General features: G+C 71.8%; 12 protein-coding genes. 11 read left to right on the forward strand and 1 reads right to left on the reverse strand.

What is annotated here, in order from left to right; genetic code table 11:
* Positions 1-105 precede the first annotated feature (105 nt).
* Positions 106-1,116 (reverse strand): polyprenyl synthetase family protein, encoded by a 1,011-nt coding sequence (locus OG257_RS16310; protein WP_329208425.1) that lies wholly within the window; start codon positions 1,114-1,116, stop codon positions 106-108.
* 156 nt (positions 1,117-1,272) lie between these two features.
* On the opposite strand from OG257_RS16310, the gene OG257_RS16315 reads away from it, so the two are divergent.
* The 11 genes from OG257_RS16315 to OG257_RS16365 all read left to right on the forward strand — a co-directional run bounded on the left by OG257_RS16315 (position 1,273) and on the right by OG257_RS16365 (position 14,430).
* Positions 1,273-2,772, forward strand: a complete 1,500-nt coding sequence (locus OG257_RS16315; RefSeq protein WP_329208426.1) for a peptide MFS transporter — start codon at positions 1,273-1,275, stop codon at positions 2,770-2,772.
* Positions 2,773-2,781: 9 nt separating this feature from the next.
* Positions 2,782-4,776: a CocE/NonD family hydrolase gene (locus OG257_RS16320; protein ID WP_329208428.1), complete on the forward strand. Its 1,995-nt coding sequence runs from the start codon at positions 2,782-2,784 to the stop codon at positions 4,774-4,776.
* Positions 4,777-4,902: 126 nt separating this feature from the next.
* A complete protein-coding gene (fahA, locus tag OG257_RS16325; RefSeq protein WP_329208430.1) occupies positions 4,903-6,129 on the forward strand; it encodes a fumarylacetoacetase in 1,227 nt (408 codons plus the stop codon).
* Positions 6,126-6,797, forward strand: coding sequence for a GOLPH3/VPS74 family protein (locus tag OG257_RS16330; protein ID WP_329208431.1), 672 nt, complete (start codon positions 6,126-6,128; stop codon positions 6,795-6,797). Before fahA ends, OG257_RS16330 begins: the two co-directional genes overlap by 4 nt.
* A gap of 183 nt (positions 6,798-6,980) precedes the next feature.
* Positions 6,981-7,751, forward strand: coding sequence for a GntR family transcriptional regulator (locus OG257_RS16335; RefSeq protein ID WP_329208432.1), 771 nt, complete (start codon positions 6,981-6,983; stop codon positions 7,749-7,751).
* A gap of 33 nt (positions 7,752-7,784) precedes the next feature.
* Positions 7,785-8,012, forward strand: a complete 228-nt coding sequence (locus OG257_RS16340) for a 4Fe-4S dicluster domain-containing protein (protein ID WP_266533934.1) — start codon at positions 7,785-7,787, stop codon at positions 8,010-8,012.
* 15 nt (positions 8,013-8,027) lie between these two features.
* Positions 8,028-9,398 carry an ABC transporter substrate-binding protein gene (locus OG257_RS16345; RefSeq protein WP_329208433.1) on the forward strand — a complete coding sequence of 457 codons (1,371 nt, stop codon included), beginning with the start codon at positions 8,028-8,030 and terminating at the stop codon, positions 9,396-9,398.
* Positions 9,395-10,255 (forward strand): ABC transporter permease, encoded by an 861-nt coding sequence (locus OG257_RS16350; protein ID WP_329208434.1) that lies wholly within the window; start codon positions 9,395-9,397, stop codon positions 10,253-10,255. The genes OG257_RS16345 and OG257_RS16350 overlap by 4 nt, the downstream gene beginning before the upstream one ends.
* A complete protein-coding gene (locus OG257_RS16355) occupies positions 10,252-10,998 on the forward strand; it encodes an ABC transporter ATP-binding protein (protein WP_329208435.1) in 747 nt (248 codons plus the stop codon). The genes OG257_RS16350 and OG257_RS16355 overlap by 4 nt, the downstream gene beginning before the upstream one ends.
* Positions 10,999-11,003: 5 nt before the next feature.
* A complete protein-coding gene (locus OG257_RS16360; protein ID WP_329208436.1) occupies positions 11,004-13,739 on the forward strand; it encodes a fumarate reductase/succinate dehydrogenase flavoprotein subunit in 2,736 nt (911 codons plus the stop codon).
* Positions 13,740-13,824: 85 nt separating this feature from the next.
* Positions 13,825-14,430 carry a Uma2 family endonuclease gene (locus tag OG257_RS16365; RefSeq protein WP_329208437.1) on the forward strand — a complete coding sequence of 202 codons (606 nt, stop codon included), beginning with the start codon at positions 13,825-13,827 and terminating at the stop codon, positions 14,428-14,430.
* Positions 14,431-14,436 lie beyond the last annotated feature (6 nt).

The raw sequence follows: 14,436 nt of genomic DNA on the forward strand, positions 1-14,436 counted from the left end.
GGCGGCAACATGCGTCAGCCCGCGGGAGCAACTGTGCCTACCCCTCCGGTATGACACCGGGGGGTCCGGGGTCCGCCATCCAGTAGGGGATGAACCGGGCCGGCGTCAGCCCGCGCGGTGCACCACGGCGTCGCACAGCTCTTCGAGCGCGGCCTTCGCGTAGCACTCGGGCAGCGGTGCCAGGGTCGCCCGCGCCTCCTGCGCGTAGCGGATGGTGTCCCGCCGCGCCTGCTCCAGCGCGGGGTGGGCGCGCAGCCTGCGCAGCGCCTCCGCGAGCCGGTCGTCGTCGCCGAGGTCGCCGTCCAGGAGCGCGACGAGCTCCAGGTCGTCCGGCTTTCCGTCGGCCGCCGCCTGCGCGCGCAGATGGAGTACCGGGAGGGTGGGGATGCCTTCGCGCAGGTCCGTGCCGGGCGTCTTGCCCGACTCGTGGGAGTCGGAGGCGATGTCGAGTACGTCGTCGGCGAGCTGGAAGGCGATGCCGAGCCGCTCCCCGTACTGGGTGAGGATGTCGACGACCGATTCGTCCGCGCCCGCCATCATGGCGCCGAACCGTCCGGACACGGCGACCAGCGAGCCGGTCTTGCCGCCGAGCACGTCCATGTAGTGGTCGACCGGGTCGCGGCCGTCGCGCGGTCCCGCGGTCTCCAGGATCTGGCCGGTGACGAGGCGTTCGAACGCCTCCGCCTGGATGCGTACGGCCTCGGGTCCGAGGTCGGCCAGGATGTGCGAGGCGCGGGCGAAGAGGAAGTCGCCCGTCAGGACGGCGACGGAGTTGCCCCAGCGGGTGTTCGCGCTGTCCACCCCGCGGCGTACGTCCGCCTCGTCCATCACGTCGTCGTGGTACAGCGTCGCCAGGTGCGTCAGTTCGACGACCACGGCCGAGGGAACGACTCCCGGCGCGTCCGGGTCACCGAACTGGGACGCCAGCATCACCAGCAGAGGACGGAACCGCTTGCCCCCCGCGCTCACGAGGTGCTGTGCGGCCTCCGTGATGAACGGGACCTCGCTCTTGGTGGCATCCAGCAGCCCCGCCTCGACAGCGGCCAAACCGGTCTGGACATCGGCCTCAAGAGCCTGGTCCCGCACGCGCAGTCCGAACGGCCCGACGACGGTCACGAGGGGATCTCCTGTCTGCTGACGATCACACGGAATGTCGATGTGTCGCTGTCCTCACTCAACTCAGCGTATCCGGTCGCCTTTGGATCAACGTGGGCGCCTTCCCGCCATCGCCGGTATGTTCGGGATCAGGTCATACGATCAGGAGTTGCCGCTTTGTCCCACACCGCTACCGACGTCGAGCCGGACCACCCGCCGCCCGGGGACGACCACGCCTTCTTCGGCCATCCGCGGGGTCTGATGACCCTGTCCGGGCTGGAGGTCTGGGAGCGGTTCTCGTTCCTCGGGATGCAGGCCATCCTGGTCCTCTTCTTCGCCGACACGGTCGCGAACGGCGGCATGGGCATGAACCCGGGCACCGCCGCCTCGGTGTCCGCCGCCTACGGCACGCTGGTCTATCTGGTCTCCGTCGCGGGCGGCTGGCTGGCCGACCGGATCCTCGGTTCGTACCGCGCCGTCCTGTACGGCGGCATCCTCATCGCGTGCGGCCACTACGCGATGGCCGTGCCGACCGCCACGATGACGTGGGTGGGCCTCGGCCTGATCAGCGCGGGAACGGGCCTGCTCAAGCCGAACGTGGCCTCCATGGTCGGCAAGCTCTACGCCACCGAGGACCAGCGCCGCGACGCCGGGTTCGCGCTCTACTACATGGCCATCAACATCGGCGCCTTCGCCGGACCGCTGGTCACCGGCTGGCTCGGCGAGCACGCGAGCTGGCACTGGGGATTCTCGGCCGCCGCGTTCGGCATGACGCTCGGCCTGATCCAGTACGTGCTGGGCCGGCGTCACCTGGCCGGGCGGAAGCACGCGGCGGAGTTCGCCCTGGCGCCCGGTCCGATGCGTCGGGCCGTGCTGACGATCGTGGCCGGCGTCGTCGTGGTCGCCCTCGTGGCGACGGCGCTTGCGCTGTCCGGGTGGCTGACCATGGACCGCTTCGTCGACGTGCTCACCCTGGTGTCGGTGATCACGCCCGTCGTGTACTTCGTGGTGATGTTCCGGAGCCCCCGGGTGACTCCGGAGGAACGCGGCAGGCTGCGGCCGTACGTCGTGCTCTTCCTGGCGTCCGTCGTCTTCAACTTCATCCTCTTCCAGGCGTACTCGACGATGATGCTGCTCGCCTCGACCAACGCCCGCACGGAAATCTTCGGCTTCCACTTCCCGGCGAGCTGGTACGCCTCCGCGCTGGGCGCCTTCGAGGTCGCCCTGGCGCCCGTCGTGGCCGCGGCCTGGGCCCGGATGGGCCCGCGCCAGCCGCACGCCTCGAACAAGATCGCGTTCGGGGTGATCCTGGGCGGTCTGTCGTTCCTCCTGATGGTCGTGCCGACCTCCGGGCACGCCGACGACACCTACCGGATGGCCGCCTGGTGGATCGTCGGCTCGTACCTGCTCCTCGGGCTCGGCGACATCCTGCTGGAGACCTCCGGCATGTCCGCCACCACGAAGCTCGCCCCCAAGGCGTTCGCCAGCCAGACGATGGCGCTGTGGTTCCTGTCCCTGGCCCTCGCCAACGGCATCCAGGCACAGATCGTGAAGCTGTACGGCGAGGTCTCCAACCCCGCCTACTTCGGTGTCAATGGCGCAATCGCGGTGGCGGCCGGTGTGGCCGTCCTCGCCGCCGCTCCCTGGCTCAAGCGCACCATGCACCCCGTCCACTGAGGTACCGCCATGCAGATCCGCACCGAATTCCCCTACGAGACGACCCACGAGGACCTCTACATCCCCCTGTCGGACGGGACCGAGCTGTACGCGCGGATCTGGCGGCCGGTCACCGACGAACCGGTGCCCGCGCTGCTGGAGTACCTGCCCTACCGGCTGAGCGACTGGACGGCCCCGCGCGACTGGCAGCGCCACCCCTGGTACGCGGGCCACGGCTACGCCTCCGTACGGGTGGATGTGCGCGGGCACGGCAACAGCGAGGGCATGCCGGGCGACGAGTACGACGCGACGGAGCTCGCCGACGGGGTGGCCGTCGTGCACTGGCTCGCCCAGCAGGAGTGGTGCTCGGGCCGGGTCGGCATGTTCGGCATCTCCTGGGGCGGCTTCAACTCCCTCCAGATCGCCGCCCTGGCCCCGGAGCCCCTGAAGGCGATCGTCACCGTCTGCTCGGCCGACGACCGCTACGACAACGACGTCCACTACATGGGCGGCTCCGTCCTCGCCGTCGACATGCACGCCTGGGCCGCCACGATGCTGGCCTTCGTCTGCCGTCCGCCGGACCCGGCGGACGTCGGCGACGACTGGAAGGGCATGTGGCTGAAGCGGCTCGACGCCGTCGACCCGTTCATCCACACATGGCTGGCGCACCAGACCCGTGACGACTACTGGAAGCACGGCAGCGTCTGCGAGGACTACGGCGCCGTCAAGGCCCACGTCCTGGCGGTCGGCGGCTGGCACGACCCGTACCGCGACACCGTCCTGCGGCTCGTCGAGCACCTGGACCCGGCGAAGGTGCGCGGGCTGATCGGCCCCTGGTCGCACCAGTACCCGGACCGGGGGCTGCCCCCGGGGCCCGCGATCGGCTTCCTGCAGGAGACCCTGCGCTGGTGGGACCAGCACCTCAAGGACAAGGACACCGGGGTGATGAACGAGCCCCTGCTGCGGTCCTGGATCAGCGGTTCGCACCCTCCCGCGACCGTCTACGAGACGCTGCCCGGCCGCTGGGTCGGCGACGCGGACTGGCCGTCGGAGAACGTCGCGCCGGTGGCGTACGCCCTCCAGGGCGGTCCGCAGACCGTCCGCTCGCCGCAGCAGACCGGGCTGGACGCGGGCCGCTTCTTCCCCTTCGGCAACGCCGCCGACCTGCCGCCCGACCAGCGCGACGAGGACGCCAAGTCGGTGTGCTTCGAGTTCCCCGTCGAGGAGGCTCCCATCGAGATCCTCGGCCGGCCCCGGGTGAAGCTCCGCATCCGGATGGACGTGCCGCGCGGCCAGGCGATCGTCCGGCTCTGCGACGTGGCCCCGGACGGTGCCTCGACCCTGGTGACCCGGGGTGTTCTGAACCTGGCGGCGCGCCACGGGCGCGACCGGTCGGAGGACTGGCCCGTCGGGGAGACCGAGGACGTGACCTTCGAACTGAACGGCATCGGGCACACCTTCCCGCCCGGCCACCGGATCAGGCTCGCCGTCTCGTCCTCGTACTGGCCGTGGATCTGGCCGCAGGCCGGTTCGGACGGCTTCACGCTCGACGCGGACGGCAGCCTCGTCGAACTCCCGGTGCGCAGGCACACCGAGGACCCGGCGATCAGTTTCGGCGAGCCGGAGCAGGCGGAGCCCCTCGGCGTCGTCTTTCCGGTCACGCTCGACGAGGAGCGCCCGGAGCGTCTGGTGGTCCGCGATGTGGCCAAGGGCGAATGGCGTCTGGAGGTCGACCCGCGCTACGGCGGTACGCGTGTCTACCCGGACGGGCTGGAGTTCACCGAGGACGCGGTCGAGACGTACACGATCCGCGAGGACGACCCGCTCTCGGCCGCCGCACGCTCGGACTGGAAGATCCGGCTGCACCGGCCGGAGATGTCCTGGGACGTGAGGATCGAGTCGCGTTCGGAGACGAGCGCGGACGCGGACGACTTCATCACGTCCAACGAGGTGGTGTGCAGGGACGGCGACGAGATCGTCTTCCACCGGACCTGGGAGAAGAGGATCCCGCGCACGGCGGGATGAAGGCGACGGCCATACAGGAGTACGACGGAACTTTCCGGGCATTACGCATAGTTGAGACACTGCCGCGGGGTGCCACCGCCGACGTAACGTGTCCCCCAAGCGACCTGGAAAGCGAGGCAGCAACAGATGCCCGAGAGCAGCCCGCTCGATCTGGCCGAGGGCGACCCCTTCGGTCCGCACAACCTTCCGTACGGAGTGTTCTCCACCCCCGAACACCCGGACGACCGCAGGGTCGGCGTCCGCATCGGCGCGCATGTGCTGGACGCCGGGGCCGCCGCGCACGCGCTCGGCTCCCCGTACGCCCAGCTGCTGGCCAGGCCCAGCCTGACGCCGCTCCTCGCGGCGGGCCGCACCGCCTGGCGGGACGTGCGCCGCGCGCTCACCGCCTGGGTGACGGTCCCGGCGCACCGCCCGGACATAGAGCCCCTGCTGCATCCGGTGGACGCGGTGACGATGCACCTGCCGTACGAGGTCGCGGACTACGTCGACTTCTACGCCAGTGAGCACCACGCCACCAACGTCGGGCGGATCTTCCGGCCCGACGGTGCGGCCCTCACGCCCAACTGGAAGCACCTCCCGATCGGTTACCACGGGCGGGCGGGCACGGTCGTCGTCTCCGGTACCGAGGTGGTGCGCCCCTCCGGGCAGCGCAAGGCGCCCACCGACCCGGCCCCCGTCTTCGGCCCCTCGGTGAAGCTGGACATCGAGGCCGAGGTCGGTTTCGTCGTCGGCGTCCCCTCGCGGCAGGGCACCCCGGTCGCGCTCGCCGACTTCCGCGAGCACGTCTTCGGTCTCTGCCTGCTCAACGACTGGTCGGCGCGGGACATCCAGGCCTGGGAGTACGTGCCGCTCGGCCCGTTCCTCGGCAAGTCCTTCGCCACCTCCGTCTCGGCGTGGGTGACCCCGCTGGAAGCCCTGGACGCGGCCCGGACCGCTCCGCCCGCCCGGGACTTCGAGCTGCTCCCCTACCTCGACGACGCGGACGACGAGGAGCCCGGCGGCTTCGACATCCGGATCTCGGTCGAGATCAACGGACAGCCCGTCTCCCGGCCGCCGTTCTCCTCCATGTACTGGACGGCCGCGCAGCAGCTGGCGCAGATGACGGTGAACGGCGCCTCCCTGCGCACGGGTGACCTGTACGGCTCCGGAACCGTCAGCGGCGCCGAGCCCGGCGAGCGCGGCTCCCTGCTCGAACTCACCTGGAACGGCCGCGATCCGCTGGACCTGCCCGAGGGCAAGCGGACGTTCCTGGAGGACGGCGACACGGTCACCCTGACCGCATGGGCCCCCGGGCCGCACGGCACGCGCGTCGGCCTCGGCGAGGTCACCGGCCGGATCGTGCCCGCGGCGTGAACGAACGGCCGACACTCCCCGAGGAGCTGTTGCTGCTCGCCCTGGACCCCGTGCGCGGCAAGCCGCTGTGCCGGGGCAGGTACCTGGAGTACGGCCTGGCCGGGGCCGTACTGGCCGAACTGGAGCTCCAGGGGCGGATCACCGAGGAGCACGGCAGGGTGCACGTGGCGAATCCGCTGGACCCGCCGGACCCGCTGCTCGCGGTGTTCCTGCGCAGCCTGCCGGCGCCCGGCAAGAGCCGGTTCCACGGGGGCGTGTCGGCCAGGCGCTGGGTCCGGCACGCCGGGCGGCAGGCCGAGGGCCTCTATCTCGAAGCCCTGGTGCAGCGCGGCATCCTGCGCAGGGAGACCCGCCGCTTCCTCGGCCTGCTGCCCTACCACCGCCACCTCCCGGGCCCCGGAGGCCTGTCGGCACACATACGGGAGCACTTCGCGGCGGCCGGCGGGGCGGGCTTCCCCGACCGCCGCGACAGGCTGCTGGCGGCTGTCGCCGCGGCGGTGGAGCTGCCGTCCGCGGTCAGGCAGGGCGACCGGCGGACCCGCTCGGCCGTGCGGGCACTGGCCCGCCAGGAGTGGCCGGCACTGGCGGTGCACCGCAACGTGCGCCAGGACAAGTCCGGCCAGAACGGCGGAGGCGTCAGCGGGGGCGGAGGCGGGGACGGCGACTGAACCCCCGGGTGTCCGAGGAGGCGGGCCGACACCCCCTCGGTGTCCGAGGGGTGGTCGTCCCGGGTGGCAGATCTTCGTCACCCGAAAGGAAAGCCGCAGGTCACAGCTCCGCTGACCGGGGCCGGAAGTGGCGCAACACTGCGGCAACACCACCGCGGGGACCCCGTCGGTATGGTCCAGCGCATGCCAGCCGATCGCATCCGTGAGCACACCGTGCCCGTCGCCGCCGCCCGCCGGCGCCGGCTGCGCGCGGACCATGCCCGGCTGCTGGCCGACCTGTTGCGCCACCAGGTGCGCACCGGCGGCTTTCCCGGCGGCGTACTGCCGTTCGAGGACACCATCGGCGCCGACTACCGCGTCTCCCGCAACACCGTCCGCCAGGCCCTCGACCTGCTGCGCGCAGAGGGTCTGGTGGAACGCCAGCCCGGCGTCGGCACCGTCGTCGTCAGCGAGAAGTACTCGCACGGCCTGGACCGGCTCCAGGGTCTGGCCGAGACCCTGCACGAGCACGGCCGGGTCACCAACGAGGTCCGTACCGTCGGCCCCGTGGCCGCCCCCGGACCCGTCGCGCGGCGGCTCGGCATCGCCGAGCACACCGACGTCCTCTACATCGAGCGGCGCCGGCTGCTGAACGGGCTGCCGCTGTCCCTCGACCTCACGTACATCCCGATGGACATCGGCGCCGGGCTGCTCGGCTGCGACCTGGAGAACACCGATGTCTTCCGGCTGCTGGAATCCCTGACCGGACGGGCGCTCGGCACCGCCGAGATCACCCTGGAGGCCGTCAACGCCGACGCGCACTCCGCCGCCGTCCTGGAGACCCCGCAGGGCGCCGCCGTCCTGATGCTGGAACGCCTCACCCACCTCTGTGACGGGCGGCCCGTGGACCTGGAGTTCATCCGGTTCCGCGGTGACCGCATCAGCATGAGCGGCCTGCTGCACAGGTCGGACTGAGACCCCTCCTTCCCCTCTTTCCTGGAGACCGCCATGCCTCTGGCGCCCCAGCGGGCCGACGTGCCCGTGACCATCGACGAGTCGAAGTGCATCGACGGCTGCACCCTCTGCGTCGACATGTGCCCTCTCGACTCCCTCGCCATCAACCCGGACAGCGGCAAGGCGTTCATGCATGTCGACGAGTGCTGGTACTGCGGCCCGTGCGCGGCCCGGTGTCCCACCGACGCGGTGACGGTCAACATGCCCTACCTCCTCCGGTGAAAGGCCATTCCTCCCATGCGACGCACGGCAATCCGCGCCGCCGCCCTGCTCACCGCCGCGACTCTCGTCCCGCTCACCGCGGGCTGCGGCGGCGAAGCGAGCGCGGGTGACGGCGACACGGTCACGGTGACCGTCGGCTATCAGTCCAGGACCATCAACACCGTCACCGCGGGCACCCTCCTGCGCTCCCTCGGCTACTTCGAGGAAGAGCTGCGGGCCCGCGGCGAACGGGACGGCGTCACGTACAAGGTGAAGTGGCAGGACTACGCGACCGGCGCGCCGATCACCGCGCAGATGACCGCCGGGAAGATCGACATCGGCTCGATGGGCGACTTCCCTCTGCTGATCAACGCGGCTCGCGGCAAGCAGCTGAACCGCCCCACCAGACTCGTCTCGGTCACCGGGTACAACCTGCGGGGCGGGCTCAACACCGTGGTGACCGCGCCCGGTTCGGACCTCGACTCGCTGGAGGACCTGCGCGGCAAGAAGGTCTCCACGAGTGTCGGATCAGCCGCCGACGGAACGCTCGTCCGCGCGCTCCAACAGGCCGGGATCGACCCGGAGAAGGACATCCGCAAGCTCAACCAGCAGCCCGCGGTGGGTGCGTCCGCGCTCCAGGCCGGCAGCGCGGACGCCCTGTCGCAGTTCGTGGCCTGGCCCGGACTGCTGGCCTTCCAGGGACGGGCGAAGGCCCTCTACGACGGGGCGGAGCTGAATCTTCCGACCTTCCACGGGGTCACCGTCCGCGAGGAGTTCGCGAAGCGGCGGCCCGCCGTGCTGGAGGACTTCCTGCGGGCGCAGGGCCGGGCGACGGACTACCTGCACGAGCACCCGGTGGCGTCGTCCGAGTCGGTCGCGAAGGCCACCGGCCTGCCGGCCGAGGTCGTGCACCTCTACAACGGCTCCCAGGGCATCGCGACGTTCGACACCACCGTGAAACCCGCACTGGTCGCGGCGCTCAAGAAGGACGTCCCCGTGCTGCGCTCGGCGAAGCTGGTCGGCGACGTGGACGTGGACGCCTTCGTCGACGAGCAGTACGTGAAGCGGGTGCACGGCTCCGCCTACGCGAAGGCGCAGGCGGCCGGTCCGCCCGCCGCACGCGGCGGAGAGGTCTGGCTGAAGGGCAAGGACACCACGTCGGCGTTCGCCACCCCCACCGAGGTCCTGCGGTACGCCGCCGCGCACCCGGGGCAGGTCCGCGCCGCGTACGTCCCCGACGCGAAGACCGGGACGCTGTGGTTCGCCGACCGGGCGGTCTGGGTGTCCGAGGGCGCCGCACTGCGGCCGTACGTCACCGCATCCGCGGCCCGCGCCGATGTCGCCACCCACCCCGGCGCCCGGATCGTCTCGTACGCCACCGCGCTCGACCGGGCCCGCGTCTCATGAGCGGCCGGTGGTCGATCGCGCTGCGGGCCCTGTCGCTGGTGGCCGCCCTGGGCATCTGGCAGCTGCTGACCGCCTTCGACATCAACCTGTGGCTGCGCTTCGAGCAGTTCCCGACGGTGACCGATGTGGCGCGCGCCTTCGGCGACCGGCTCGGCACGGACGCGTACTGGCAGGACCTCACCGACAGCCTGACCCGGATCGTCACCGGTTTCGCCCTGGCCGCCGTCCTGGGCATCACCGTCGGCACCGCCGTCGCCCGCTCCCGGCTGGCCTCCGACCTGCTGGGCCCGGTCCTCGAAGTGATCCGCCCGGTCCCGGCGATCGCGCTCGTGCCGGTGGCGATCCTGCTCTTCCCCAGCAACGAGCAGGGGATCGTCTTCATCACGTGCACCGCGGCGTTCTTCCCCGTCATGGTCTCCACCCGGCACGCGGTGCGCGCCCTCACCCCGGTGTGGGAGGAGGCCGTCCTGACGATGGGCGGCGGCCGGTGGCGGATCCTCGGCTCCGTCGTCCTGCCCGGCGCGCTCCCCGGCATCCTGGGCGGGCTCTCCGTCGGCATCGGGGTGTCGTGGATCTGTGTGATCTCCGCCGAGATGATCTCCGGCGAGTACGGGGTGGGGTACCGCACCTGGCAGGACTACACGGTCGTCGACTACCCGGGCGTCTTCGTCGGCATGGCCACGATCGGCCTCCTCGGGTGGATCACCTCGACGGCGGTGGAACTGCTGGGCCGCCGGCTCACACGGTGGCTGCCGCGTACGGAGAACCGTCCCCCGTCCCCCGTACGGCACCGGCCCCGGTCCGTATCCCCGGCGGCTGCGCCGGCCCCCCTGGCCAAGGAGCGGGTGCACCCATGACCACCACCACGTCCCCGGGCGTCCGGCTCACCCTGCGCGGTGCCGTGCTCGGCCGGGCCGGGGCACCCGTCCTGGAGGGGATCGACCTCGATGTCGTACCCGGTGAGATCCTCGCCGTCGTCGGCCCGTCCGGCTGCGGCAAGTCCACGCTCCTGCGCACCCTCGCCGGACTGCTGCCCGCGCTCGGCGGCCAGGTCACGCAGGACGGCCAGCCGATCACCGCACCGCGCGCCGAGCGGGCCCTCGTCTTCCAGGACGACGCGCTGCTGCCGTGGCGCACGGTGCGTGCCAATGTCGAACTGCCCCTCGCCATCCGGGGCGTGGCGCGCTCCGAACGCAGGCGCCGGGCCGAGTCCTGGCTGGCCCGGGTCGGCCTGGAGGACCACGGGGCGAAGCTCCCGCACCGCATCTCGGGCGGCCAGCGCCAGCGTGTGCAGCTGGCCCGCGCCCTGGCGGCCGAACCGCGCGCGGTCCTGATGGACGAGCCCTTCGGCGCGCTGGACGCCCAGACCAGGGCCGGGATGCAGCAGCTGCTCGTCGATGTCCTGCACGGCACGGGCGCCACGGTCGTCTTCGTCACGCACGACGTGGACGAGGCGCTGTTCCTCGGCGACCGGGTGGCACTGCTGCCCACCGGGCGCGTCCTGGACGTACCGCGTCCGCGCGAACGCGCCGCGCGCTCCGACCCGGCGACCGTCGCGCTGCGGCGCGAGGTCCTCGAATCGCTCACTCCCGCCCACTGAAAGGCATGACCGTGCAGATCCCCGCCCTCGCCGACGCCGAGGAACTCTCCTGCGACGTACTGGTCGTCGGGGGCGGCACGGCCGGCACCATGGCGGCCCTCACCGCCGCCGAGCACGGCGCGTCCGTCGTGCTGCTGGAGAAGGCGCACGTCCGGCACTCGGGCGCCCTCGCCATGGGGATGGACGGCGTCAACAACGCCGTGATCCCGGGCCGCGCCGAACCCGACGACTACGTCGCCGAGATCACCCGCGCCAACGACGGCATCGTCGACCAGTCCACCGTCCGCCGGACCGCGGAACTCGGCTTCCCGATGGTGCAGCGGCTGGAGTCGTACGGGGTGAAGTTCGAGAAGGACGAGCACGGGGAGTACGCCGTCCGCCAGGTCCACCGCTCCGGCGCGTACGTGCTGCCGATGCCCGAGGGCAAGGACGTCAAGAAGGTCCTCTACCGGCAGTTGCGGCGCCGCGAGATGCGGGAGCGGATCCGGATCGAGAACCGGGTGATGCCGGTCCGGATCCTGACGGGTGACGACGGCCGGGCGATCGGGGCGGCGGGCTTCAACACCCGTACGGGAGCGTTCGTCACGGTCCGCGCCGGGGCCGTCGTCCTGGCCACCGGTCCGTGCGGACGGCTCGGACTGCCGGCGTCCGGCTACCTCTACGGGACGTACGAGAACCCGACCAACGCCGGGGACGGCTACGCCATGGCGTACCACGCGGGCGCCGAGCTGACCGGCATCGAGTGCTTCCAGATCAACCCGCTGATCAAGGACTACAACGGTCCGGCCTGCGCCTACGTCGCCAATCCGTTCGGCGGCTACCAGGTGAACCGGCACGGCGAACGGTTCGTCGACTCCGACTACTGGTCGGGGCAGATGATGGCCGAGTTCGCGGCGGAGGTCGCCTCGGACCGGGGGCCGGTGTACCTGAAGCTGAGCCACCTCCCCGAGGAGTCCGTCAGCGCGCTGGAAGACATCCTGCACACGACGGAACGGCCCACGCGCGGCACGTTCCACGCGAACCGGGGCCATGACTACCGCACCCACGACATCGAGATGCACATCTCCGAGATCGGCCTGTGCGGCGGCCATTCGGCCTCCGGCGTGCGGGTCGACGACCACGCGCGTACGACGGTGCCGCGCCTGTACGCCGCCGGAGACCTGGCCTGCGTCCCGCACAACTACATGATCGGCGCGTTCGTCTTCGGTGACCTCGCGGGCGCCGACGCCTCGCAGTTCACGGCGTACGAAGGCGAACTGCCCGCCGAGCAGCTGCGCGAGGCCCACGAGCTGATCTACCGGCCGCTGCACAACCCGGAGGGGCCGCCGCAGCCCCAGGTCGAGTACAAACTGCGCCGCTTCGTGAACGACTACGTGGCCCCGCCCAAGTCGGGGGCGCGGCTCTCGCTCGCGCTGGAGGCGTTCGAGCGGATGCGGACCGACATCGCGGAGATGGGCGCGACGACCCCGCACGAGCTGATGCGGTGCGCCGAGGTGAGCTTCATCCGGGACTGCGCGGAGATGGCGGCGCGCTCCTCGCTGGCCCGCACGGAGTCCCGCTGGGGCCTGTACCACGAGCGTACGGACCATCCCGAGCGGGACGACGCGGACTGGTTCCACCACCTGGACCTGCGCAAGTCCGCATCGGGAGCGATGGAGTTCACGGCGAGGCCGGTGGCTCCCTACCTCGTGCCCGTGGAGGGGTTCGCCCCCGTGGGCGGGGCCTCGCGCGAGATCGGCGAGGTGGCGGCGGAGCAGGTCGCGACAGCGGGACGGCGGGACGTGGCCCCGTCGTCCGGCTCCCGGACGGCGGCGGACCCGGCGCCCGCTGCCGCTGCCCCCGTACCGTCCGGCCCGTCCCCCCGCATCCTGGAACTCCTCGCGCTCGCCGACGACCAGCCGGACCTGCCGGTCCTCGCCCCGTACCTGGCCGACGCGGACCCGGCGGTCCGGCGGGCGGCCGTGGCCGCGCTCACCGAGTCGACGCCGCAGGGTGCGGGTCCGGCACTGGCCGGGACGCTCGCCGACCCTGCGCCGTCGGTGCGGGCGGCGGCCGCCGCCTCCCTGCGGGAGCTGGTTGAGGTCCTGCCGGCCGAACCGGCCCTGCGCGCACCGCTGGTGACGGCGCTCGGCTCGGACGACCCGGTCGTACGGGCCACCGCGCTGGACACCCTGCGGGCGCTGCGGCTGGGGGACGCCGACCTGTACGCGCGCACACTCGGCGACCCGGTCATCGACGTGCGGCTGCACACCGTCCGGGCTCTCGTCTCAGTGGACGCGGTGGAGTACCTGACTGCGGCCGCGGCCGATCCGTCCCGCGAGGTCCGGGTGGCCGTGGCGAAGGGGCTGGCCGCGACGCACTCCCCCGCCCCGGAGCCGCTCACCCCGCTGCTGGAGGACGGGGACGCGCTGGTCCGCGCCGCCGCCCTGGCCGCGCTCGCGGCGACGGGGTGCCCCGCGCCGTACGCCGCGACGGCGGTCACGGCCCTCTCCGGTCCGGCCTGGCAGGTACGCGCGGGGGCGGCGACGGCGCTCTCCTCGGCGGCCCCGGACTCCGCGATCGGCCCGCTGACCGGAGCCCTGGGCGACCCGAACGCCGACGTGCGCAAGGCGGCGGTCCTGGCTCTGCTGCACCACACGGCCCACGACGCGGCCCGGGAAGCCCTGGCCGGAGTGCTCACCGACCCGGACGCGGACGTGCGCGCCTACGCGGCGAGGGGAGCGGTGGTCAACGGCGCGTAACTCGTGCACACGTCTGGGCGGCCCTGATCAGTTCCCGCCGTATACGCTGGACGGGCCCACGAGACTCCTTCGTATGGGAGCACTGATGAGCGTCGGACCCGAGGCACCTGAGCCGCGGTGGGCGGTTCCGCCCGCAGGCGGATGGACCGCTGATGACCTGGACACGCTTCCGAATCTGCCTCCGCATACGGAGCTGATCGACGGGAGCCTTGTCTTCGTGAGTCCGCAGACCGTTTTCCATGAGCGTGCGATCGACTACCTGAAGTGGCAGCTGCAGTCGCTCGCACCGCTCGACCTGGAAGTCTTTCGCGAATTCACCATCGACGTCGACTTCCAGAACCGGCCCGAGCCCGATGTGGTCGTCGTGCGTGCGGACGCGGTCGAGAGTCTGCGGCAGACGCGGTTCCCCTCGCAGAGTGTGGTGCTGGCTGTGGAGGTCGTGTCCGACGAGTCCGTCACCCGTGACCGGGAGACCAAGCCGGTGAAGTACGCGCGGGCGAAGATCCCGCACTACTGGCGGGTGGAGAACCAGGACGGCCGAGCAGTCGTGTACGTCTTCGAGCTGGAACCCGCCACCGGCGCGTACACATCCACCGGGATCTTCCACGACCGGATGAAGGTCTCCGCACCCTTCCCCGTCGATCTCGACCTGACCGCGATCGTCACGCGACGCCGGGCGACGCCGGAGTAGGCCGTC

The organism is Streptomyces sp. NBC_00683 (genome assembly GCF_036226745.1).
Taxonomy (GTDB): Bacteria; Actinomycetota; Actinomycetes; order Streptomycetales; family Streptomycetaceae; genus Streptomyces.

Coding starts and splice junctions, on each gene's coding strand:
- OG257_RS16360 (WP_329208436.1), top strand. CDS start 11,004: ATGACCGTGCAGATCCCCGCCCTCGCCGACGCCGAGGAACTCTCCTGC.
- OG257_RS16335 (WP_329208432.1), top strand. CDS start 6,981: ATGCCAGCCGATCGCATCCGTGAGCACACCGTGCCCGTCGCCGCCGCC.
- fahA (WP_329208430.1), top strand. CDS start 4,903: ATGCCCGAGAGCAGCCCGCTCGATCTGGCCGAGGGCGACCCCTTCGGT.
- OG257_RS16345 (WP_329208433.1), top strand. CDS start 8,028: ATGCGACGCACGGCAATCCGCGCCGCCGCCCTGCTCACCGCCGCGACT.
- OG257_RS16350 (WP_329208434.1), top strand. CDS start 9,395: ATGAGCGGCCGGTGGTCGATCGCGCTGCGGGCCCTGTCGCTGGTGGCC.
- OG257_RS16365 (WP_329208437.1), top strand. CDS start 13,825: ATGAGCGTCGGACCCGAGGCACCTGAGCCGCGGTGGGCGGTTCCGCCC.
- OG257_RS16355 (WP_329208435.1), top strand. CDS start 10,252: ATGACCACCACCACGTCCCCGGGCGTCCGGCTCACCCTGCGCGGTGCC.
- OG257_RS16340 (WP_266533934.1), top strand. CDS start 7,785: ATGCCTCTGGCGCCCCAGCGGGCCGACGTGCCCGTGACCATCGACGAG.
- OG257_RS16320 (WP_329208428.1), top strand. CDS start 2,782: ATGCAGATCCGCACCGAATTCCCCTACGAGACGACCCACGAGGACCTC.